Source organism: Azospirillum palustre (assembly GCF_002573965.1).
Classification (GTDB): domain Bacteria; phylum Pseudomonadota; class Alphaproteobacteria; order Azospirillales; family Azospirillaceae; genus Azospirillum; species Azospirillum palustre.
This window is the reverse complement of the sequence record NZ_PDKW01000036.1, coordinates 99,804-120,993: the sequence shown is the minus strand read 5'-3', so window position 1 is coordinate 120,993 and position 21,190 is coordinate 99,804. Positions and strand designations below refer to the sequence as shown.

16 protein-coding genes are annotated in these 21,190 nt (G+C 66.7%); 8 read left to right on the top strand and 8 right to left on the bottom strand.

Annotated elements, in window-relative coordinates; genetic code table 11:
• Positions 1 to 236: 236 nt before the first annotated feature.
• The 3 genes from CRT60_RS37430 to CRT60_RS00875 all read right to left on the bottom strand — a co-directional run bounded on the left by CRT60_RS37430 (position 237) and on the right by CRT60_RS00875 (position 1,820).
• Positions 237 to 359 (bottom strand): hypothetical protein, encoded by a 123-nt coding sequence (locus CRT60_RS37430; protein WP_280177183.1) that lies wholly within the window; start codon positions 357 to 359, stop codon positions 237 to 239.
• 68 nt (positions 360 to 427) lie between these two features.
• A complete protein-coding gene (locus CRT60_RS00880; protein WP_143272959.1) occupies positions 428 to 673 on the bottom strand; it encodes a nucleotidyltransferase family protein in 246 nt (81 codons plus the stop codon).
• 457 nt (positions 674 to 1,130) lie between these two features.
• Positions 1,131 to 1,820 (bottom strand): hypothetical protein, encoded by a 690-nt coding sequence (locus CRT60_RS00875; RefSeq protein WP_098734570.1) that lies wholly within the window; start codon positions 1,818 to 1,820, stop codon positions 1,131 to 1,133.
• 174 nt (positions 1,821 to 1,994) lie between these two features.
• Here CRT60_RS00875 and CRT60_RS00870 point away from each other — a divergent pair, with 174 nt between their 5' ends.
• Together CRT60_RS00870 and CRT60_RS00865 are read left to right on the top strand one after the other, a co-directional pair.
• On the top strand, positions 1,995 to 2,405 hold the full coding sequence (locus CRT60_RS00870) for a hypothetical protein (protein ID WP_098734569.1): 411 nt from the start codon (positions 1,995 to 1,997) through the stop codon (positions 2,403 to 2,405).
• Positions 2,402 to 3,154 (top strand): hypothetical protein, encoded by a 753-nt coding sequence (locus CRT60_RS00865; protein ID WP_098734568.1) that lies wholly within the window; start codon positions 2,402 to 2,404, stop codon positions 3,152 to 3,154. Before CRT60_RS00870 ends, CRT60_RS00865 begins: the two co-directional genes overlap by 4 nt.
• 374 nt (positions 3,155 to 3,528) lie before the next feature.
• Here CRT60_RS00865 and CRT60_RS00860 read toward each other — a convergent pair whose 3' ends face one another.
• From CRT60_RS00860 to CRT60_RS35375, 3 genes are all read right to left on the bottom strand, one after another.
• Complete coding sequence (locus CRT60_RS00860) at positions 3,529 to 4,404, bottom strand: YecA family protein (RefSeq protein WP_098734567.1); 876 nt, start codon at positions 4,402 to 4,404, stop codon at positions 3,529 to 3,531.
• Between the two features lie 104 nt (positions 4,405 to 4,508).
• Positions 4,509 to 4,838, bottom strand: coding sequence for a hypothetical protein (locus CRT60_RS00855; protein ID WP_143272958.1), 330 nt, complete (start codon positions 4,836 to 4,838; stop codon positions 4,509 to 4,511).
• A 92-nt stretch (positions 4,839 to 4,930) separates the two neighbouring features.
• Positions 4,931 to 5,194 (bottom strand): hypothetical protein, encoded by a 264-nt coding sequence (locus tag CRT60_RS35375; protein WP_143272956.1) that lies wholly within the window; start codon positions 5,192 to 5,194, stop codon positions 4,931 to 4,933.
• A gap of 82 nt (positions 5,195 to 5,276) precedes the next feature.
• Between CRT60_RS35375 and CRT60_RS00850 the strand changes: the two genes are divergently transcribed.
• Positions 5,277 to 6,695 carry a Fic family protein gene (locus tag CRT60_RS00850; protein ID WP_098734565.1) on the top strand — a complete coding sequence of 473 codons (1,419 nt, stop codon included), beginning with the start codon at positions 5,277 to 5,279 and terminating at the stop codon, positions 6,693 to 6,695.
• Between the two features lie 84 nt (positions 6,696 to 6,779).
• Here the strand turns inward: CRT60_RS00850 and CRT60_RS00845 are convergent, their stop codons facing one another.
• Together CRT60_RS00845 and CRT60_RS00840 are read right to left on the bottom strand one after the other, a co-directional pair.
• Complete coding sequence (locus tag CRT60_RS00845) at positions 6,780 to 7,310, bottom strand: hypothetical protein (protein WP_098734564.1); 531 nt, start codon at positions 7,308 to 7,310, stop codon at positions 6,780 to 6,782.
• Positions 7,311 to 7,376: 66 nt separating this feature from the next.
• A complete protein-coding gene (locus CRT60_RS00840) occupies positions 7,377 to 8,474 on the bottom strand; it encodes a hypothetical protein (RefSeq protein ID WP_143272954.1) in 1,098 nt (365 codons plus the stop codon).
• Positions 8,475 to 9,175: 701 nt separating this feature from the next.
• Here CRT60_RS00840 and CRT60_RS00835 point away from each other — a divergent pair.
• The 5 genes from CRT60_RS00835 to CRT60_RS00815 all read left to right on the top strand — a co-directional run bounded on the left by CRT60_RS00835 (position 9,176) and on the right by CRT60_RS00815 (position 21,187).
• Positions 9,176 to 14,275, top strand: a complete 5,100-nt coding sequence (locus tag CRT60_RS00835) for a beta strand repeat-containing protein (protein WP_244592199.1) — start codon at positions 9,176 to 9,178, stop codon at positions 14,273 to 14,275.
• Between the two features lie 113 nt (positions 14,276 to 14,388).
• Positions 14,389 to 16,566, top strand: a complete 2,178-nt coding sequence (locus CRT60_RS00830) for a TolC family protein (RefSeq protein WP_244592198.1) — start codon at positions 14,389 to 14,391, stop codon at positions 16,564 to 16,566.
• Complete coding sequence (locus CRT60_RS00825) at positions 16,563 to 17,414, top strand: efflux RND transporter periplasmic adaptor subunit (protein WP_244592197.1); 852 nt, start codon at positions 16,563 to 16,565, stop codon at positions 17,412 to 17,414. Before CRT60_RS00830 ends, CRT60_RS00825 begins: the two co-directional genes overlap by 4 nt.
• Entirely contained in the window at positions 17,411 to 18,883 is a 1,473-nt protein-coding gene (locus tag CRT60_RS00820) for an efflux RND transporter periplasmic adaptor subunit (protein WP_098734561.1), read from the top strand. The genes CRT60_RS00825 and CRT60_RS00820 overlap by 4 nt, the downstream gene beginning before the upstream one ends.
• A 54-nt stretch (positions 18,884 to 18,937) precedes the next feature.
• The gene (locus CRT60_RS00815; RefSeq protein ID WP_098734560.1) at positions 18,938 to 21,187 is read left to right on the top strand and encodes a biotin/lipoyl-binding protein; all 2,250 of its coding nucleotides are present in this window, start codon (positions 18,938 to 18,940) and stop codon (positions 21,185 to 21,187) included.
• Positions 21,188 to 21,190: the final 3 nt, after the last annotated feature.

Sequence of the window (21,190 nt, the reverse complement as noted above, 5' to 3'; positions counted from 1 at the left end):
TTTTGGGGTGACACCGCCCTGCACGTCGCCGGCGGACTGATGCTGGGCGGCGGGATCAGCGGCACCGTCTTCGTCGCTGCCCTGTACGCGCTCTCCCGCTGACCGGCACCGGAGGCGCCGCCGCGATGGACGGCGCCCGCCGGCGACCGGTTAGGTCAGCGGACGGTCGGCGTTCGGATCCGATTCCGCTCCAGCCAGTCCAGGGCGTCTTCGATGCCGCTTCGGACGTCGGTCGGCTACCGGATGTTGACCGGCCCGTGGGCCAGACCCCGGACCCGTTCGGCCAGGGTGCGACGGTCCTCGGCCGACGCGTTCTGGAAGTCCCTGATGGCCTCCATAAGGGGGATGATGCGGTTCATCGTTCGTCACGCCTGCCGGAAGAAAAGCGCCGGTTCGCGGATCTGCCCATGCCGATCCAGGGGGAATATCAGGACGGTTTCGCGCGAATGGCGCCTCGCCGCCGGCACCGCTCAACGCGCGCATTGATGTCAGGGTTATCGACCGGGCCGGCGTACTTTTGGTAGCGCTTTCCTCCGCTTTCAGCGTCCGGGTTGTGGCCGTTGTAGTACCAGTATTCCCGCTCGCCCTTGACCCATTTTGCGAAGGAATCGTTCAGCGGGAACGCCTCGTCGAAATCGGCGTCAAGGGACCGCTGCTCCAGTTCGGCGAACATGGTCTGCAACTGCAGCCCAAACGGTCTCGGCTTCATGCGGTATTACCGCGATTTACATGTATTCTGTCATTTTGTATGTAAACCGCGGTGGTTGCAATACATCGCAAAGGGGATGCAGGGCTCCGAAATCAGGTTAATTTTTGCGAGCGGATTGTGAACGTCCCGGCCGTGATCAAGCGAATCAACAACCCTGAGGAATGCTGGTTCGCAGTGGGACTGGCACGGCTCGCTTCTTCGGTGTGACCCGTTAACCTGGGTTCGGAACCCTGTGAGGGAATGTCGTGGTTAGATCGTTCATTCCAACCCAACAGAGGGAAGAACAACCAAAGAGGGTTACATGTAAAATACCGCTTTGCATGTAAGAGCGCCGCATCTGAGCGGCGCCAGCGTGATTAAGTGGCGCTCAGCGCTCGTCACTATGATCGCCAACTTGCCCCGATGATGATCCTGAAAGTCGCTACTTTAACATTTCCGGCACCCGTTCATGATGTAATCGGCAAATGTCATTCAAGGGTCCAATGGTCAGGAGCAGTGTCCGACCAACACCCTTCAGGTGATCAGGTTCCGTGTCCCATTCGCGATTGACGATGATGCGGCGTAGCGTTTTCAGGGCACCTTTCCGTGCAAAAGCGAAGCGGTACTCGCTCTGGTCGGCGAAGTCAGAATGCTTCAGAAAAGGGATGTTCGCTCCGACCGATACGTCGACCTCGCAGGGCGCGTTCGGCCGGAAGTAGGTCACTGGTCCGTGCAGGAGTCCGAGTGGATCGATGAAGTTCAGCCGTCGAACAGCCGCCCGGATCCGCCTTGCGAAGGCGCCTATGTCAAGGATTTCAACGCAGCGATCAGCGCCGAAAGCCTGGTACAGCCCCTCGTCGTATGCACGCGCTGTGCAGTAGACGAAGACCTTTTCGTCGCGCACCGAATTCCGAAATGAGAACGGTCCTGAAAATGACCTACCGGTGGTGAGATTGGTCAGGACTACGTCATTGTCGGGATTATCGACATGGCATCCTTCGAGGACGTCTCCGCGGGCCTCGTGCTCCATCTGCTTGAACCGTGTCAAGTTGCTGAACAGCAGTTCGCCACGCTCCAACATAGAGCGGGCATGGATGGCAGGCAGGTACTTGTAAAGGCTGTTGTCGCTCATGGTGGCGCTCCAGTCTTCTCCGTGTTGGCGAAACTTCGGCCGACCATGCCCGTCCGCGTGTTTCTCCACAAGAGCGCGCTACCTTTAAGCGCGTCAAGTCGGCGCAACGCTCTGACATTGAGAATAAGGAGGACCTGCCCTAGCCTGCGCCTGTCGCGGTGGTCGGAGTAGAGCATGTCGACGACAGCAGAGATGGCGGTGGCTGAGACTCGGGGCGCTGGCGAGCCGCCCACTATCGAGCGGCTCCACGCGCTCGCCAGCCACGGGTACCGGCCGGACCTCGGCGCGACGGACACGCCCGACGTGATCTGGCTGGACCACCCAATCTCGGGGCAGCCCAGGATCATCGTCTATGGCGACGGCAAGATCGCCGTGCTGCCGCACGGCGCGGATTCGATGCAGATCCGTCCCGACGACAACGCCGGCTTCCGGAGATTCGTTTCCGGCGTGCCGGTTCCATCCTGGTGGCAGCGGGGCGCCGACACCAGGATCGGGGTCCTCTTCTACGCGGGGCTGGTCCTGGCCTGGGTCATGCTCTACGCCACGGGGGCCTGGGTATGGGATGTCGCACGGAGCCTGCTGTGAGCCCTACGCTCAACGACGGAACCGTCCTCGCCGCGCGCCGTGCCGTGGAAGACTGCCGTAATCGGCTCGGCCCAGAAATCCTCGCCTACAAGGGCGAGTTCGTGAACTCTCACCTCGGATCGATCCGCTCGGCACCGATCTACTTCCTCGGCCTGGATCCCGGGCCCATCCCGGATTTTCCAAACCTCGAGGCGCAAACAGTCGGACAGGACATCGAGGCGCTGCTGGCCGGAGCGCCACACAAATACCGCGCCGAGCAGTGGGGAAAGGGAAGGCAGAGCGATCTGCAGGATCAGGTCCCGGAGGCGATCCGTCGCGTCCTCAGCCTGCTCGACGGTCGGTTGGTGGACCTTGACGAGGCGTACGAGATCCCGATCAGCAACCTGTGCTTCAAGCGATACTGGAACGAGATCGCCGGCTCCAAGGCTCGATACATCGACCTTGCCCGACGGTGTTGGATGGCTCATCTTCGGCTTCTGGACGTCATCCGCCCGGTTGCCATCGTGGCACTCGGAACAGGGCAACGCACAAGCGCAGCCGCCTTCTTCGAGGCGCAGGCCCGCGAAGACGGACTGTTCTCGCGGACGCATGTGTTCCAGGGTGGAGCCGCCCGGAAATACGAGGTCGCGGTTCAAGGCACCCCGACGCCGGTTTTGTGCTTCCCGCACTTCAGTCGTGGCAGGGGCATTCCGCCGACGGAAGTGTTGGAGTGGGCCGTTGGTCAGGTGGCGCATTCCGCTGGCGGCTGAAGGTGCGGGGAGAGGAAGAAATGTGCGGCCCGCCACTGTTGTTCGTTCCTTTCCATCATATCCTGCGGCCGGAACCAGGAGATTCGGTCGTGGACGACAACGGGGAACGCGAAATCGACATCCGCCTGCACACCGGCGGGCCCCCTCTCCGCCCACCACGTCCTCCTTGGCTTGGCCCGAGAGCACCGCGTCGCGCTCCACGGGTCGCTGACGACAGCGACCACACCGACCTGGCGGTCGAGGCTCTGGAGATCTGGCAGACGACAGCAGCCATGGACGGCTCCCGGTGGCGATGGCTCCTGCTGTTCCGCGGTCACTTGATCAAGGAGCACCCTGTGATCCGCACTGGATGACCATGAGCATTGTGGGCAAAGTCATGGCGTCGGCGCAGGCACTCCGGTCTCGATCAGAATGCTGGGGTGGAACTGGTCGTCCATCCACGCCAAGGCGACCATCCGGGTGCCGCTGGAGGTACGCACTGTAAAGTCCGCTGGCCTGTAGACGGCGTGCTCCAGCGGCGAGCCCGGCTTGCGTCTGTACGCGTCGATCAGCAAAACGATAGAAAAACCAAGGATGCGGAGGTCGGCGCCCTTGACGGCCCCGGTCTCGGCATCGAAAAGCGGCCGCAACTCGATGTCGGCTGTTGTAGGAAAAACGTCGCCCTCCCGATGCACCAACCACAACCCGGCGCCGGGTGCCCATGACCGGGGATCTTCCAGGAGATGGGGCAGGTCGCCCGGCAGGCCAGCCGTTTCGACGCGCTGACCCTCCAGCATCAGGTTCTTCGACACCGTCAGGGCGACCAGGCTCTTGAGCAGCCATCGTTCAATGTCGTGACCGCTGACCACCTCATGATGGTTTCCACCTACACCGATCGCCTTCATTGCTGTGATAAAGCGGGTGGCGGCTTGGTCCAGTGGCGACAGAGCGCTGTTATGAACCCGGCACAGCACATTCGTGGTCAGGCTCTGGATGCCCACCGTCTTCGTCTCGCCCTTGAGCCAAGGAAACCCGCTGACCTGGATCTTGGGGCCTAGAGCGTCGAGAACGCCGCGGCTGATGTAGTGCTCGCTGCTCAGCGCCGTATGACAGGATCCCAGGTCATGCAGGTAGCAACCGTCTCGGTGCCCTTGCTGTCCGGTGTTTCGGACGCGAACTTCTGACCCGGGAAGGCGCCAATGGTTCGTGCCGCGCAGGCAGCAACGCTTCGCCTTTTTGCCTGACCCGCACAGGCAAGGTGCTTCTCGCATGATCGTTGGTCATCTCTGCTTGGTCTGGAGGCATGCTATCCGGTCTCCATCCGCATATGGGGGCACCGCAATCATTGATCCAGACGGCAGCCGGAGATGGGCGTTCAGCCGAAAAGCCCCTCAGCCATCGTGCCGGTCACGCGCTTGCCGCCGAACAGGATCTGACGGGCGTTCCGTGCCAGCATCTTGCCGCCGGTCACGTCGGTGGCGGCAAACAGGTTGATGTAGGGCCGGCGTGCGACGATCGCGTCCTCCGTGTGCAACGCCAGACCCTCCTGGTAGACGCACAGTTCCGAAAACCGGCCATCCTTGTAGAAGATGTACTTGATGAATTCGTTCGGCTTCAGGCTGGGAACCGGCAGGCGTCGGCCGCGGTCGAGCACCAGGCGCAACTGCTGTGCCAGATCGGGGCGCCGGAAGCCGAGCGCCTCCATCTTCTGCAACCAGAACGGATCGGAAAGTGCCACTTGAGGCAGTGTGCGGCCGCCGTGCGCGCCGAACGCGTCGGGCAGTGCGGATCAGGTCGTCAAGCCCAGCCCTCCTTGACGTAGCCTTGCGGTTTTACGGTCACCTTCACCACCGTGCCGCCGATCCGCTTGAACATCCAGATGCGACCGTAGGGTCGGCGGCCGAGGGCCGTCCGTGCTCGCCAGACGATGAACCCCTTGGCCGCGTACTCCTTCACCGCCCTGGTTATCGGTTGTCCGCCATGGCTTCCCCACGAGAACCACCGCAGGCGGAATTGCGCATAGAGACCGGTTTGGCGCAAAAAGCCTCTTTTGTTGCGCATAAAGGGACTTTGGCGTATAGATGGCTTTTTGTTGCGCATAGAGGCTAAGCGCAACAACGTATTTGCGCATAAAGAGGCGCCCATGCCAAAGAAGATTTCTGAGCAAGAGCAAGCAGAGATCGAAGATGTTCTGCGTGCCTATCCTGATGGCGCAACGTTGCAGGAGATAACATCCGCCATCCGCTTCAAAGCATTGCCTAAACGTACGCTCCAGCATCGCCTCAAGCAACTTGCTGGAGACGGGCGTATTATTAAAGAAGGCGATCGGCGTTGGACAAAGTACAGGCTACCGCCGAAAGATGGGAACCAGTCGATAGAATCGACATCAAAAAGCCTCGATCAAATACAAAGGGAGAGCGGCGGCGAATTCAGCATTCCGATCTCATCAGATGCGTCCATCATCCGGAGGCGTCTCCGCGCGCCAATCGCAGCCAGGACGCCAGTGGGTTACAATCGCGGCTTTCTTGAGCAGTATCGCCCAAATGACACTGATTATTTGACTCATACAGAGCAAGAACATTTGAGGAAGATCGGTCGTCCTGACTTTGCCGATCAGCCGGCTGGAACCTACGCGAAGCAGATCATGAGTCGCTTACTGATCGATCTGTCATGGAATTCCAGCCGTCTTGAGGGCAACACTTATTCTCTGCTCGACACGAAACGCCTGATTGAGTTCGGCGCAGAAGCAGAAGGAAGGAATCGTCTTGAGGCTCAGATGATCCTGAATCACAAGGATGCAATTGAATTCCTTGTGAATGAGGCGGAGTTGATTGGCTTCAACCGATACACTTTCCTGAATTTGCATGGAATGCTTGCAAACAACCTCCTTCCCGATGAAGCCGCCGCTGGACGGCTGAGGCTGATACCCGTTGGGATCGACTCGTCCGTTTACCATCCGCTGGCGGTCCCTCAACTAATCGAGGAATGCTTCGATCAAATCATGGCGACAGCATCAGCCATTGCTGATCCTTTCGAGCAGGCTTTGTTTGCAATGGTCCAGTTGCCGTATTTGCAGCCTTTTGACGATGTGAACAAGAGAGTATCGAGAATCGGAGCAAATATCCCGTTTATCAAAGACAATCTTTGCCCATTGGCCTTCACGGACGTCCCAAAGTCCGATTACACTGACGCCATGCTTGCCGTCTATGAGTTCAATGAGGTCAAGTTGCTAAAAGAGGTGTTCATCTGGGCGTATGAACGATCAGCACAACGCTACGCTGCAATGCGCCAATCGCTCGGAGAACCAGATCCATTCCGAATGAAACATAGAGACAATTTACGCCACGTTATTTCTGAAATAATACGAAACAAGATGGGCAGAAAAGTTGCCGTTGAATACATTGCAAATTGGGCAATGTCTAACGTCGATGAAGAAGATGCGGAAAAATTCCGAGAAGTTTCTGAACGAGAAATTCTTGGCCTTCATGAGGGAAACTTCGCTCGCTACCGGGTCAGGCCATCGGAGTTCTCCGCGTGGCAGGAGGTCTGGCGTCAGCATTAACCGATGTTTATCTCATCGATCGAACTTGGCATCAGCCGGCTTTCTGAACTCAAGGACTAAGGACTGTCGCACGGGCTCGGCAGATCAACCTATCCTGCCTGCTCGCTTTGCTATCAGCAAGTCGACGACTTGGAATTCCATGGGACTAACTCTCGGAACCTGTTGGAAGAGGCTATACAGAGAATCGCGACCGTTTATTTCTCCAATTTCTATGAGCAATTCGGCCAGACGTTCGACGAAATTCCAAACATGTCCTAGTCCAAGGAAATGGTGGGCAACAGCGACATAGGCCGTGAACTGTCCATCGTGTCCTAATTCATGAAGATGAACTGAAGCATTATTCTGATCTCCAAAGTAGCCTTCTGAGTCTTCCTTGTGAGCGACGCCGAGTTTTTCTGCGTGTAGACGATCGGCAGCCAAGCCGGCGGCCGCGACCAGAGCCCCGCCTCTGTGTGATTCCATCGTCGGAGGATTGGGGACCTCATACTCCGTGCGTCCCTGGCTGTCGGCGTTCGTGACGCAGGTGACCCTGGTCACCCTGAAGCCGTTTGCCATCGCCATCACCGCGTGACCGGCCTCGTGATAGGCTATGATGGCCTTTTGCTCTCTCGACATGGGAACTCTCCGGTGAACGCTGGTTGTGGGGGCATCAGTTGACGGGATTGCCGGGTTCGAAAGGCATCAGCCGGCTTCCTGCGCAGCAACCGTGAACCACTGCTCAAGGGGCATGCGCTCGCGGGATGGCCGGCCAGGCACCGTCAACGGTCCGCCCAGGATTGCCTCTCCCCGGCGAACCCAGCGATGTACCCTGAAGGTGGCCTGGCCGGAACCGATCCCGGGCCCCACCCAGTGCCGTTGCAACGTTTCCGCCGACAGCGTCGGCACGAGAACGCTTCCGCACCGGCTGCAGGTCTGCACCGCCACGCCATTGCGAACCTGGAACCATGGCAGTGGCAAACGTCGCTCGGCGCTGCGGCGAAGCGAGTCCGCGATGTCGAGCGGAAGGAGCCCCGCACCATCTTGCCTCGTGCCGAGGATCCGGGCGAAGGCGGGAGCCGGCCGGTCGGCCGCGGTCGCGGCACACCAAGGGGCGATGACCGAAGCGGCGCCGCAGTGGCTGCAGAAGACCCGTTCCAGCACCAGGGTCAGGGAGAAGGTCTGATCGGCGATGAATTCCCAGCCGCCTTCCAGGATGTCCTGGACAAAGTGATCGAGCGGAACGGAATCGTCAGGCGCCGGCAGAGCATAGGCGGCGTCTTCCAGCCACCCCAGCAGAATGGCACGACGCCTCTGGCCGTGTGGCAGAGGCGGGTCCGGTATCGTGGACAGCCAGACGGCCGTCTCGACGCCGGCCTCCTTCATTGCGGCGCTCGCGCTCTTGATCTCTGTCTCCTGCCGGCCGGCCGCCTCCGGCCCCGGCAGGCTCGTCAGAACGGCAATCGCCTTGCGGGCTGACTGGCTGTTCACCAGGACGATCCCGTCGTCGCACCGGCTTGCGTCCACCGGCCATCCCGTGGCAGCCGCACCACGGATGACGCTGTCGATCGCGGCCTTGCGCTTGCGAACGGCATCCCCGTCGGGTGGTGGCGACAGGGCCATGATGCGGCTCTTCCAATCGTCGGGCGTCGAAAGGCGACGCCCTTTGGCCAGACCGATGGCATTCGGCAGGCGCGGGAGGTCTCCCCGACGCAGCAGGGGGCCGACGGGGACCTGCCATCGCCCATGGCGCACCTGCAGGTCGCCGCAGGCATCCAGCACGCCTTCAGGTCCACCGGTCAACAGCGACGTTCCGCAGACGCACTCCGTCTCCCAGTTCCTTCCGATCCCGTATCGGGTCGCGACCGACTCCACGTCATCCTGGGACCAGGCTCTCGGCGCCGGCACAACAGCGATTCCGCGGCCGAGAAGACCATCCTCCTCCTCTCCAAGATGCAGCGCCGCTAGGCTTCCACCCATGCAATGCGGCCGCAGGAGGGGCAGGAGGCAGGCACCGGCAACAGCGTGTAGGGGAGGAGGGCTGATGTCCTCACGACGAGCGAGCCTCGCGTGAGGTCCGCAACGAAACGGGTGAGTGTCATCATCTCGCCGTTGACGGGGGGCGAGTAGCAGAGGAACGGAAAGCCTAGGTAAGCCCGGTCAGCGTCTCGGTGGGGTCTACACCGCCCCCGAGAGCCGTCTCGGAACGCCGAATGGAACCCTATCGAGGCGCTAAAAGCGTCTCATCGCCTCGCTTCGCTGGGGTCTAACCCAATGGAGCGACCAAGATAATAGAATGTTTCAAAATGTTATGGACCTCCTTGAAATGGCATAAATCCAAGCAGACATGACGGCTTGGGTTCCAAGAGCGGAGCTCAACATTCCAGAAACATTCTGGGTTATCAAGCTTAGGAGATTGCAATGTTTGGACTTTTTGGCGGTGGAATTGCATATTTCGGCGGAAAGCACCCAGCGGGAACGGCGGAAAGCGCCCGGGCAGAACGGTGAAAGCGCCCAGCCGTTTGACGCTGTCGGGCGCCATCGGCGGCAGCGACGGCCTGACCAAGACGGGCAGCGGCACGCTGACCCTGTCGGGCACCAGCTCCTACGCCGGACCGACCACCGTGTCGGTGGGGACCCTGCTGGTGACCGGGGCGCTCGGCGGCACCAGCGCCGTCTCGGTGGCGTCGGGGGCGACGCTGGGAGGCACCGGCTCGATCTTCGCCGCCAGCTCGTCCAACACGCTGACGGTCGCGTCCGGCGCCACCCTGGCGCCCGGCATCGCCGGGACCGGCAACGGCATCGGCAGCCTGACCGTCAACGGCAACCTGTCGCTGAGCGGCACCCTGGCGGTCGAGATCGCCGGCACCACCACCGCCGGCACCGACTACGACCAGGTGATCGTCAGCGGCGGCGTCACGCTGTCCAGCGGCTCCAGCGCCGTCACCGTCCTGCGGGTCAACGGTTTCGCCGCCGTCAACGCCGCCACCTACAAGGTGATCGACCAGACCGGCGTCGGGGCGGTGTCCAGCACCCTGTCGGGGCTGGCGCAGGGCGCCACGCTGAGCAGCAACGACGACCTCTACACGGTCGACTACGCCGGCGGCACCGGCAACGACCTCGTCCTGACCTCGCTGGTCAACCCGACCGTCTCGTCGGTCAGCGCCAGCACCGCCGACGGCAGCTACAAGGCCGGCGACACCATCACGATCACCGTCACCTTCAACCGGGCGGTGACGGTGACCGGCACGCCGACGCTGGCGTTGGGCAACAACAGCCGGACCGCGACCTACGCCAGCGGGTCGGGCACCACCACGCTGAGCTTCACCTACACCGTGCAGGCCGGCGATACCTCCGCCGACCTCGACTACGCCTCCACCGCGGCACTGGCGCTGAGCGGCGGCACCATCATCGACAGCTCCACCAGCCTCGCCGCGATCCTGACGCTGGCGACGCCGGGGGCGGCCAACTCGCTGGGGGCCAACAAGGCGATCATCATCGACACCACGGCGCCCGGCGCGCCGAGCGCGGCCGACATGACCGCCGGCACCGACACCGGCACGTCCAGCACCGACGACATCACCGGCAACGCCACCCCGACCTTCACCGGCACGGCGGAGCCGAACAGCACGGTCCGGCTGTACGACACCGACGGCACCACGCTGATCGGCACCGGCACGGCGGACGGCAGCGGCAACTGGTCGATCACGGTCTCCACCCTGACGCCGGGCAGCCACACCATCACCGCCAAGGCGACCGACGCCGCCGGCAACACCTCGACCGCCTCGACCGGTCTGCCGATCACCATCGACACCGCGGCGCCGGCCGCGCCGGGCACACCGGTCCTGGCGACGGGCAGCGACACCGGCACGTCGAGCAGCGACAACATCACCCGGACCGCCACCCCGACCGTCACCGGCACGGCGGAGGCGGGATCCACGGTGACGCTGTACGACACCGACGGCACCACCGTGCTGGGCACGACGACCGCCGACGGTTCGGGCAACTGGACCATCACCAGCTCCACCCTGGCGGAGGGCACGCACAGCCTCAGCGTCAAGGCGACCGACACCGCCGGCAACACCTCCACCGCCTCGTCCGCCCTGTCGGTGACGGTCGACACCACGGCGCCAACGGTGTCGTCGGTGACCGCCTCGACCGCCAACGGCACCTACAAGGCCGGCGACACCGTGTCGATCCAGGTCGTCTTCTCCGAAGCGGTGACGGTGACCGGCACGCCGACCCTGGCGCTGGGCACCGGCCGGACCGCGACCTACGCCAGCGGGTCGGGCGGCACGACGCTGACCTTCACCTACGTCGTGCAGGCCGGCGACACCGCGACGGACCTCGACTATGCCTCCACCGCGGCGCTGTCGGGCACCATCGCCGACATCGCCGGCAACAGCGCGACGCTGACCCTGCCGGCGACCGGCAGCGGGTCGTCGCTGGCCGGGACCAAGGACATCGCCATCGACACCACGGCCCCGACGGTCACCGCCGTCTCGGCGGTGAACGGCATCTACCGGGCCGGCGAGACCCTCGACGTCACCGTCACCTTCTCCGAAGCGGTCACCGTCACGGGAGCGCCCAGCTTCGGCATCACGCTGGACAACGGCACGGTGGTGCAGGCGACCTACCTGTCGGGCTCGGGCGGCACAGCACTGACCTTCCGCTACACCGTCGGCAGCAATCTGGTCGATGCCGACGGCATCGGCATCGGCGGCTCGATCAGCGGCGGCAGCATCGCCGATCTGGTCGGCAACAGCGCCATCCGCACGCTGAGCGGCATCGCCAGCATGGCGGGCGTGCGCATCGACAGCGTCCCTCCCACCGTCATCAACGTCACCTCCAGCACCGACAACGGCACCTACACCACCGGCCAGACCATCTCGATCCAGGTGACCTTCAGCGAGGCAATGGCCGTCAGCGGCACGCCGACGCTGGCGCTGAACACCGGCCGCACCGCCGCCTATAGCAGCGGGGCCGGCACCAGCACGCTGACCTTCACCTACACGGTGCAGGCCGGCGACACCGCCGCCGACCTGGACGCCATCGGCACCTCGGCCCTGACGGGATCGATCACGGACATCGCCGGCAACGCCGGCATCCTGACCCTGACGATGCCGGGCGACGTGCGGTCGCTGGGGCTGAACAAGGACATCGCCATCGACACCACGGCGCCGACCATCCGCAGCGTCGTCGTGCCCAACGACGGCGTGTACGGCCTCGGCAAGACACTGAGCTTCTACATCCAGGCCAGCGAGGTGGTGATCGTCAACGGCACCCCGACGATCACGCTGGACATCGGCGGCCAGACCCGCCAGGCGGTCTACACCCCCGCGGGCAGCAGCGGGACGATCCTGCGCTTCGACTATGTGGTGCAGGCGGGCGACAGCGACGGCGACGGCATCGCCGTCACCGGGCTGAACCTCAACGGCGGCAGCATCACCGACAAGGCCCGCCTCCCGCTGCCCACGGCGCTGAGCGGCGTGCCGGGCCTGCAGAACGTCCTGGTCGACACCGTGGCGCCGGACACCCCCTCTGCCCCGGTGCTGGCATCCGGGCAGGACACCGGCACCTCCGCCACCGACGGGGTGACCAACCTCAACCGCCCGACCCTGGGCGGCACGGCGGAAGCCGGAGCCACCGTCACCGTCCTGGTCGACGGCGTGGCGGTCGGCACCACCATCGCCGGCTCCGACGGCAGCTGGAGCTTCACGCCGGCCACCCCGCTGGCCGACGGCACCCATGCCGTCACCAGCCGGGCGACCGACCGCGCCGGCAACAGCAGCGGCACTTCTGCGGCGCTGACGCTGACCATCGACGCCACGGCGCCGGTGCTGTCGACCCCGGCCCTCTCCGGCGTCGACAACACGGCCAACGTCATCGCCACCGGCCGTCCGACCCTGACCGGCAGCGCCGATCCGAACAGCACGGTCACGGTCATCGTCGATGGCGTCGCCGTCGGCACGGCAACGACTGGCAGCGACGGCCGCTGGAGCTTCGCCGTCACCACCCCGCTGGCCGACGGCAGCCACAGCGTGGTCACCACCGCCACCGACCGCGCCGGCAACATCGGCCGCTCGGGCACGCTGAGCCTGACGGTCGACACCCAGGCCCCGACGGTGTCCGGCGGCACCAATCCGACGCTGACCGCCGGTGGCACGGCGACGCTGGGAACCGCGGTGTCGCTGTCGGACGCCAGCTCGCTGAACCGGGTGACGGTCACCCTGACCGACGCCCGCAGCGGCGACGAGCTGGTGATCGGCGCCCTGCCGGCCGGCATCACCGCGACCCGCGTCGGCGCCGGCATCGTGCTGACCGGCGTGGCGTCGGCCGCCGACTATCAGGCGGCGGTGCGGGCGATCGGGTTGCGGTCGAGCGCCAGCGACCCGAGCTTCGCCGGCACGGCGACCAGCCGGTCGATCAGCATCCAGGCCCGCGACCTCGTCGGCAACAGCTCCGCCGCGACCACGGTGACGGTCGCGGTGGCCCGCGTCACGACGACGACCACATCCCCCACCAACACGACCAACACCCCGGTGACCACCACGCCGGTCACCAGCAGCGGCAACGGTCCGTCGCAGTCCAGCAGCTCCGTGCTCGGTTCCTCGTCGAACGGCCCGTCCTCCAACGGCTCGTCCTCCGGCAGCGTGCTGGGCGGCAGCGGGCTGGGCGGCGCCGGCGGATCCGGGCCGAGCCTGCCGGGCGGTGGCAGCAGCGGCAGCGCCGGCATCCCCGGCAGCGCGTCCAGCACGGATGCCGGCCGGTCGGTGACGTTGGGCAGCGTCAGCGGCAGCTCGTCCAGCACGGACACCGGCCGGTCGGTGACGCTGGGCAGCGTCAGCGGCAGCTCGTCCAGCACGGATGCCGGCCGGTCGGTGACGCTCAACAGCATCGGCGGCAGCTCCTCCGGCTCCGGCGGTTCCAGCAGCGGACTGGGGGGAAGCAGCCTCGGCGGCGGTTTGGGCGGCGGGCTGGGCGGTGGCCTCGGTGGCGGTCTTGGTGGCGGTCTGGGCAGCGGCATTGGCGGCGGCAGCCTGGGCGGCACGGGCCTCGCCGGCACCGGCGGCACGCCCGGAGGGACCGGCACGGGGACCGGAAGCAACACGGGAACCGCCACCGGCGGCACCACGACCGGCACGGGCGGCACGACCCGCACCGGCACCACCGGCCAGGGCATTCCCGGCCAGACCGGCACCCAGGGCAGCGGCCAGAACAACGGCCAGGGCCAGGGCCAGCTTCAGGGGCAAGGCCAGGACCGGGGGACCGGCCTCGGCACCGGTCAGGGCCGCGGCCCGACGGCCGGACAGCCGGGGAACCAGGGCCAACAGGGTCAGCAAGGCCAGGGTCAGCAAAACCAGGGCCAGGGCGAGCAGCAGGGCCAGCCGCAAAACCAGGGTGCTCCCCAGGATGGCGGCGGCACCCCGGCGGACGGCAGCGGCCGTCCGGCAGAGCGCGGAGCGGACACCCGTGCCGAGGTCATGCCGGCCTCCCCCGGCTTCGCCCGTCAGGTCGCCCGTGCCCATGGCGGCCCGGCCGGCGCCGCCGACCTGCTGGCCGCACTCGCCAGCCACGTCCTGCCCGACAGCTGGGCCGCCTGACGGCGGCCCGGTTCCCCATCCGTCTCACCCGGGGTCCTTCCCGCCGTCCTTCCCATTCCCGCGTCGCTTTTCCCTCATCCAATCCTTTTCCGCCGAACGGAATTGCTCCCACCATGAAGACTTCGACCGCTCACCTCCGCCGCCGCTTGCTTTCTTCGGTGGTTCCCGTCGCCGTTCTGACGGCATCCCTGCTGGCCGCAGGCTGCGCGGTCAAACCCGAGCCGCTGACAGCCGAGGAAAATCTGGCGCGCGTCCGCAAGGATCTGGGCGTCGTGCTGACCCCGCAGGAGCCGCTGACCAAGGCGGTCTCGATGGACGAGGCGATGGCGCGGGCCATCAAGTACAACCTCGATGAACGCGTGAAGCTGATGGAGGTGGCGGTCGCCACCGACCAGCTGGACCTGTCGCGCTATGACATGCTGCCGCGCGTGGTGGCGGCGGCCGGCTATGTCGGGCGCAACAACGACGCCGGGTCGGAGAGCCTGAACCTCGCCACCGGCCGGCGGACGGGCGAGAGCACCACCGCCACCGACAGGCACCGCCGCACCGGCGACCTCGCCTTCACCTGGAATGTGCTCGACTTCGGCGTCAGCTATCTGCGGGCGCGGCAGAACGCCAATCTGGTGCTGATCGCCGACGAGCGCCGCCGCCGCGTCGTCCAGGGCATCATGCAGGACGTGCGCACCGCCTATTGGCGCGCCGTCGCCGCCGAGCGGCTGCTGAAGCGTCTAGCGCCGCTGGAGAAGCGGGTCGAGGGCGCCCGCCGCGACGCCCGCACGCTGGAGGCGCTGCGCGTCCAGGCGCCGTTGCAGGCGCTGAACTATACCCGCACCCTGGTCGAGACGCTGCGCCAGCTGCAGTCGCTGCGCCGCGAGCTGGTGTCGTCGAAGTCGCAGCTGGGCGCGCTGATGGGCCTGCCGCCGGGCGAGCCATTCGAGATCGAGATGCCGGCGGCCAGCGTCATGCAGTCGCCGCCCAAGCTGGACGTCGGGCCTGAGGCGCTGGAGACCTACGCCCTGCTGAACCGGCCGGAGCTGCTGGAGGAAAGCTACAACCAGCGCATCTCCGCCGACGAGACCTGGCGATCGCTGCTGAAGCTGCTGCCGGGCATCGACGTCAACGCCGCCCTGCGCTACGACAGCAACAGCTTCCTGCTGAACCAGCGCTGGGCCGATTACGGCGCGCGGATCAGCTGGAACCTGATCAATCTGGTCTCCGCCCCCGCCACCAAATCCTATGCCGAGGCGCAGGAGGAACTGGTCGCCTTCCGCCGCCAGGCGCTGAGCATGGCGGTGCTGAGCCAGGTGCATGTGGCGGTGCTCCAGTACCGCGAACTGAAGCAGGAATTTGCCCTGACCGCCGAGCAGGCCGACCTCGACACCCGCATCCGCTCGCAATACACCAACGTCGGCGAGGCCGGGCAGGTGGGCGAGCTTGGCGTGATCCAGTCGGAGGTGACGGCGCTGCTGTCCGACCTGCGCCGCGATCTGGTGCTGGCCGACCTGCACAACGCCTATTCCCGCGTGATGGTGTCGGCCGGCGTTGACCCGCTGCCCGAGACGATGGCGGCCGACGACCTGCCGACCCTGACCCAGGCGGTGAGCCGGGGCCTGTCCTCCTGGCAGGAGCGCGCCAACAGCGTGATGCGCGTCAAGGATCTGATGGCTGCGCCCAAGACCGCCGCCCAGGATGCCCCGAAGGACAGCAGGGCCGAAGCGGCGAAGCCGGAAGCCCCCAAGCCGGAGCCGGTCAACAAGCCGGTTCCGGTCGCGGCCGCCCCTGTCCCCACTGCGGTCCCCGCCCCTGCCCCCGCCGCAGCCGAGCCGGCTCCGAAGGCCTCCTCCGCATCGCCGGTGCCTGCGTCCTCTCCCGCTCCTGCCCCGGTGCCGGTTCCCGCTCCGGTTCAGGTCGCCGCTCCGGCTCCTGCACCGGCGGCACAAACCGCCGCTCCGGTCGCCGCTCCGGTTGCGACGGCCTCCTTCTCTCCCGTCATCCAGGCCGAACTCGGGGCTTACGCAAGCCACAGGCTTGCCGAGAAGGAATGGGGTATCATCGCCAAACGCCTGGGAACGGAGGGCAACGGGGTTGGCGCCCTGTATGTCGCCACCCGGCGCAGCGAGGACGGCAAGACCATCGTCCAGCTGCGCGCAGGCGGCTTTGCCGACCGCACCGCGGCCGAACGGTTCTGCCATCGTGTGAAGGATAGTCAGCGGGAATGCACTGTTCGTACCCTTTCGGCCCAAGAGCAGCAGTCCGACAGCCAGACCGCCGATCGGCTCGCGTCGCTGTGATCCGTTCCGATGTCCGGCCCGGCATTGCCGCCGGCGCCGCTTTCCTGATCGCGCTGCTGGGTGGGGGCCTCGCCTCCACCCCGGCGGCGGCCCAGGACGCTTCGCAGGGGCAGGTTCGCGCCCTGATCGAGGCCCGGCGGCACGCCGTCCTCTCTTCCGAAATCCCCGGCCGCATCGCCCGCATGAGCGTCGATGCCGGCCAGAGCTTCAAGGCCGGCGAGCTGCTGGTCGGCTTCGACTGTTCCAGCTATCAGGCGGAGCTGGACGGTGCCCGCGCCCAGCTGAACGCGGCCGAGGTGACGGCGCGGGTCAACCGGCGCCTGAACAGCCTGCGCTCCATCGGCGAGGCGGAGGTGCAGCTGGCCGAGGCCAAGGCCCAGGTCGCCCGCGCCGACGTCCGCAAGGCCGAGGTGCAGGCCCGGCGCTGCGACATCAAGGCGCCCTTCGACGGCCGGGTGGTCGAACGCCGCATCCAGGAGCATGAGTCGGTCGCCGCCGGCGCGCCGCTGCTGGAGATCCTGTCCGACCGCGACCTGAAGGTGGAGCTGATCGTCCCCTCCTCCTGGCTGGTGTGGCTGAGGCCGGGACAGCGCTTCGACCTGCGCGTCGACGAAACCGGCGCCACCCTGCCCGGCGAGGTCGTGCTGCCCGGTGCCAAGGTCGATCCGGCCAGCCAGTCGGTGAAGGTCACCGCCAAGCTAACCGGCGAGGGCGTTCCGTCCGGCATGATCGCCGGTATGAGCGGCACCGCCATCTTCCCCGAACCGGCGGTGTCTTCCCTGCCGGCTGGAAGCCAGGGGGCCGGAAATCAGGGGGGCACCCCCAAGCCCGGAACTGCGAAGCCATGAGCGCCGCCATGGCACAGACTTCATCACCCCAGACCCCGCCCCAGCAGGCTGCTCCGCCGCAGGGAAGCGCGCAGCCCGTCAACGGCCTGCTGATGCTGCTGGAATTGCAGCGGCAGGCCTGGCGGCAGGCGGCGGCGCCGGAGCTGCGCTATCACATCGTCAACCAGACCCGCCGGCTGATCGCCTATCGCCAGGCGGCCTTCCTGGCGGTGGGCGAGCGCGGACGGGCGACGCTGGAGGCGGTGTCCAACATCGCGGTGCTGGAGCCGAACGCCCCCTTCGCCCAATGGCTGGAGGAGGCGGTGCGCTCCGTCGCCACCGGGGACGACGCCAACAGCGTCCATGTCGTCGATCCCGCCACCCTGCCCGCCGCCGTGCGCAGCGCCTGGGGGGAATGGGGACCGGCGCAGGTGCTGTGGTGCCCGCTGCGCAAGCCGCAATCCCCCCAGGAGGCGCCCCGGGAGGCCCCCGAGGGGGCAGCGCCCGGCGCCGCGGCGGAAAGCCGGGCCAAGGCCGCGCCGCCGCTGGCCGGCCTGTGGCTCGGCCGCGACGAGCCCTGGACCGACGGCGAAATCCTGCTGCTGAGCCATCTGGCCGAAGGCTACGGCCATGCCTGGTGGGCGTTGTCGGGCAAGCGGGCGAAGCGGCACGGACTGCGCCGGGCCCTGCTGCCGCTGCTGGTGCTGCTGGCCGTCGCCGGTGCGCTCGCCATCCCGGTGCCGATGTCGACCCTGGCCCCGGCCGAGATCCAGACCAGCAACCCGGTGATCGTCGCCGCCCCGCTGGACGGCGTGATCGAGCGCTTTCATGTGCAGCCGAACCAGCCGGTGGCGGCCGGCCAGCCCCTGTTCAGCTTCGAGTCCACCGTCCTGCGCAGCCGCTTCGAGGTGGCGCGCAAGGGGCTGACCCAGGCGGAGGCCGAACTGCTGACCGCCTCGCAGGCCGCCTTCGCCGACCCGCAGACCAAGGCGCGCGTTGCCCAGCTCCGCGCCCAGGTAGAGTTGCGCCGGGCCGAGATGGCGCTCGCCCGCGACCTGCTGGAGCGGGTGACGGTGAAGGCCGAGCGTGCCGGCATCGCCGTCTTCACCGACGTCAACGACTGGCTGGGCAAGCCGGTTTCGGTGGGCGAGCGCGTGCTGACTCTGGCCGACCCGCAGGCGCCGGAGATCGACATCATGGTGCCGGTCGGCGACGCCCTGGTGCTGGAGCCGGGTTCCCCGGTGGAGCTGTTCCTGAACGTCGATCCGCTCCATCCCCTGCAGGCGCGGCTGACCCATGCCAGCTACGAAGCAGGCCTGTCGGCCGCCGGCGTGCTGTCCTACCGGGTCAAGGCGGCGCTGGACGCGGGAGAGGCTCCGCCCCGCATCGGCCTGCGCGGCACCGCCAAGATCCTGGGCGACCGCGTGCCGCTGGCGCTTTACCTGTTCCGCCGCCCGCTGGCCCTGCTGCGCCAGTCGCTGGGCATCTGAGGGCTGCTCCAAAGCAGCTTCCAAGGCAAACCGACGGCAAATCCGAGGACTCCCGTGTCCATCGCCCTCCCCCCCACCGGCACCCCCGCCGCCTCCCTTGCCGGTCCCCGTGCCGTCGATGCCGCCCCGGCCGACCCGCTGGCATCCGTGCGGCTGCCGGGGTTGCGCGACGATCTGGCCCTGCTGCCGGCGCCGGCGGGACAGGACGGGGCGCCGGGCTGGACCATCCACGACCCGGTGCGCAACCGCTATTTCCGCATCGGGCCGGAAGGCTTCGCGCTGATCGCCCACTGGCACCATGCCAACCCGCGTGCCATCGCCGCGGCGGTGGCGGAGCAGAGCCTGTTCGAGCCGACGGCCGAGGACGTCATCGGCTTCTACCGGTTCCTGGCGGCCAACAACCTGACCGTCGCCACCGACACCGCCTTTCTGGCGCGCCAGGCGGCGGCGCGGCACACCGGCTGGTTCTGGTGGCTGATCCACAACTACCTGTTCTTCCGCATCCCGCTGGTGCGGCCGGACCGTTTCCTGTCGGCGACGGTGGGGTTGGTGGCGCCGCTCTACAGCCGGGCCTGGATGATCGCGGTGCTGCTGACCGCGCTCCTGGCCGGGCTGCTGGTGGCGCGGCAATGGGATGCCTTCCTGCACACCTTCCAGCATTTCTTCTCGCCCGAAGGGCTGGCGCTCTACGGCGTCACCCTGCTGGGCACCAAGATCTGCCACGAGCTTGGCCATGCCTACACCGCCAAGCGCTTCGGCTGCCGGGTGCCGACCATGGGGGTGGCCTTCCTGGTGATGTGGCCGGTGCTCTATACCGACACCACCGACGCCTGGAGGCTGGTGTCGCGCCGGCAGCGGCTGGCGGTGGGGGCCGCCGGCATGGCCACCGAACTGACGATCGCCGTCTTCGCCACGCTGGCCTGGAGCTTCCTGCCCGACGGACCGCTGCGCAGCGCCGCCTATTTCCTGGCGACGGTCAGCTGGGTCACCACACTGGCGATCAACCTCAGCCCCTTCATGCGCTTCGACGGCTATTACCTGCTGTCCGACGCGCTGGACGTGCCCAACCTGCAGGAGCGCGCCTTCGCCATGGCGCGCTGGAAGCTGCGGGAATGGCTGTTCGGCCTCGGCATGGCTCCGCCGGAGGAGATGCCGGCGGGGCGGCGCCGCATCCTGCTGGCCTATTCCTACGTCACCTGGGTCTACCGGCTGGTGCTGTTCCTCGGCATCGCGCTGCTGGTCTACCACGTCGCCATCAAGGTTCTGGGGATCCTGTTGTTCGCCATCGAGATCGGCTGGTTCGTCGCACGCCCCTTCCTGACCGAAGCCAAGGCCTGGTGGTCTCTGCGCGACCGTTTCCATGTGAACCTGCGCACAGGGCTGACGCTGGCCGGGCTGGCGGCGGCGGTCGGGCTGACCCTGCTGCCGGTGACCGCCACCGTGTCGGTGCCGGTGGTCTGGCGGGCGTCGGGATTCGCCACCGTCTACGCCCCCTTTCCCGCCCGGCTGGAGGAGACGCTGGTCGCCCGCGGCCAGAGCGTGGTGGAGGGCGAACCGCTGTTCCGCCTGACCGCCCCCGACCTGGAGGGCAAGCTGCGGCAGGCCGAACTGCGCATCGACTGGATGCAGGAGCAGATCGCCCGCATGACAGCCAGCCGCGAGCAGCTCGACCGCGTGCGGGCGATGGAGGAGGATCTGGCCGCCGCCCTGGCCGAGCGGCAGGGCATTCTCGACAGCCGCGACCGGCTGGTGGTGCGATCCCCCCTGTCGGGCACCGTGCGCGACATGGAGGATGCGCTGATCCCCGGCCGCTGGATCGGTCCGAAACTGCCGCTGGCGATGGTGGTGGCGCCGGGCAGCGGCGAGCTGGTCGGCTATGTCGGCGAAGGCGATTTCGACCGGCTGAGCCCGGGAGCGGAGGCGCAGTTCCACCCCGACGATCCGCTGGCCCCCCGGCGCGCGGCGAAGGTGCGCGCGGTCGATCCGGTCGCCGTCTCGGTTCTGGACGTGCCGGCGCTCGCCTCGGTCAATGGCGGGCCGGTGGCGGTCGAGGGGCAGGCGGGGCCCCAGCCGGGACAGCAGCCCCATGGCGGTTCCGCCCGCAGCGCGCTCGCCCCGGTGGAGGCGGTCTACCGCATCACCCTGGACGTAGAAGCAGCGAGTATCAGGCCGGCGAATGGCGGGCAGGAGGGGCCGGAGCGCGTCACCCGCGGCATCGTCCGCGTGGCGGGCGAGGCCCGCAGCATCGCCGAACGTTTCTGGCGCATGGCCGCATCGGTGCTGATCCGCGAGACGGGATTCTGACCG

What these genes read in the sequence shown, in the direction of transcription:
- CRT60_RS37430 (WP_280177183.1), bottom strand. Translation starts at nt 359, where the DNA reads ATGAACCGCATCATCCCCCTTATGGAGGCCATCAGGGACTTCCAGAAC.
- CRT60_RS00880 (WP_143272959.1), bottom strand. Translation starts at nt 673, where the DNA reads ATGTTCGCCGAACTGGAGCAGCGGTCCCTTGACGCCGATTTCGACGAG.
- CRT60_RS00875 (WP_098734570.1), bottom strand. Translation starts at nt 1,820, where the DNA reads ATGAGCGACAACAGCCTTTACAAGTACCTGCCTGCCATCCATGCCCGC.
- CRT60_RS00870 (WP_098734569.1), top strand. Translation starts at nt 1,995, where the DNA reads ATGTCGACGACAGCAGAGATGGCGGTGGCTGAGACTCGGGGCGCTGGC.
- CRT60_RS00860 (WP_098734567.1), bottom strand. Translation starts at nt 4,404, where the DNA reads ATGCGAGAAGCACCTTGCCTGTGCGGGTCAGGCAAAAAGGCGAAGCGT.
- CRT60_RS00855 (WP_143272958.1), bottom strand. Translation starts at nt 4,838, where the DNA reads ATGGAGGCGCTCGGCTTCCGGCGCCCCGATCTGGCACAGCAGTTGCGC.
- CRT60_RS35375 (WP_143272956.1), bottom strand. Translation starts at nt 5,194, where the DNA reads ATGCGCAACAAAAGAGGCTTTTTGCGCCAAACCGGTCTCTATGCGCAA.
- CRT60_RS00850 (WP_098734565.1), top strand. Translation starts at nt 5,277, where the DNA reads ATGCCAAAGAAGATTTCTGAGCAAGAGCAAGCAGAGATCGAAGATGTT.
- CRT60_RS00845 (WP_098734564.1), bottom strand. Translation starts at nt 7,310, where the DNA reads ATGTCGAGAGAGCAAAAGGCCATCATAGCCTATCACGAGGCCGGTCAC.
- CRT60_RS00830 (WP_244592198.1), top strand. Translation starts at nt 14,389, where the DNA reads ATGAAGACTTCGACCGCTCACCTCCGCCGCCGCTTGCTTTCTTCGGTG.
- CRT60_RS00820 (WP_098734561.1), top strand. Translation starts at nt 17,411, where the DNA reads ATGAGCGCCGCCATGGCACAGACTTCATCACCCCAGACCCCGCCCCAG.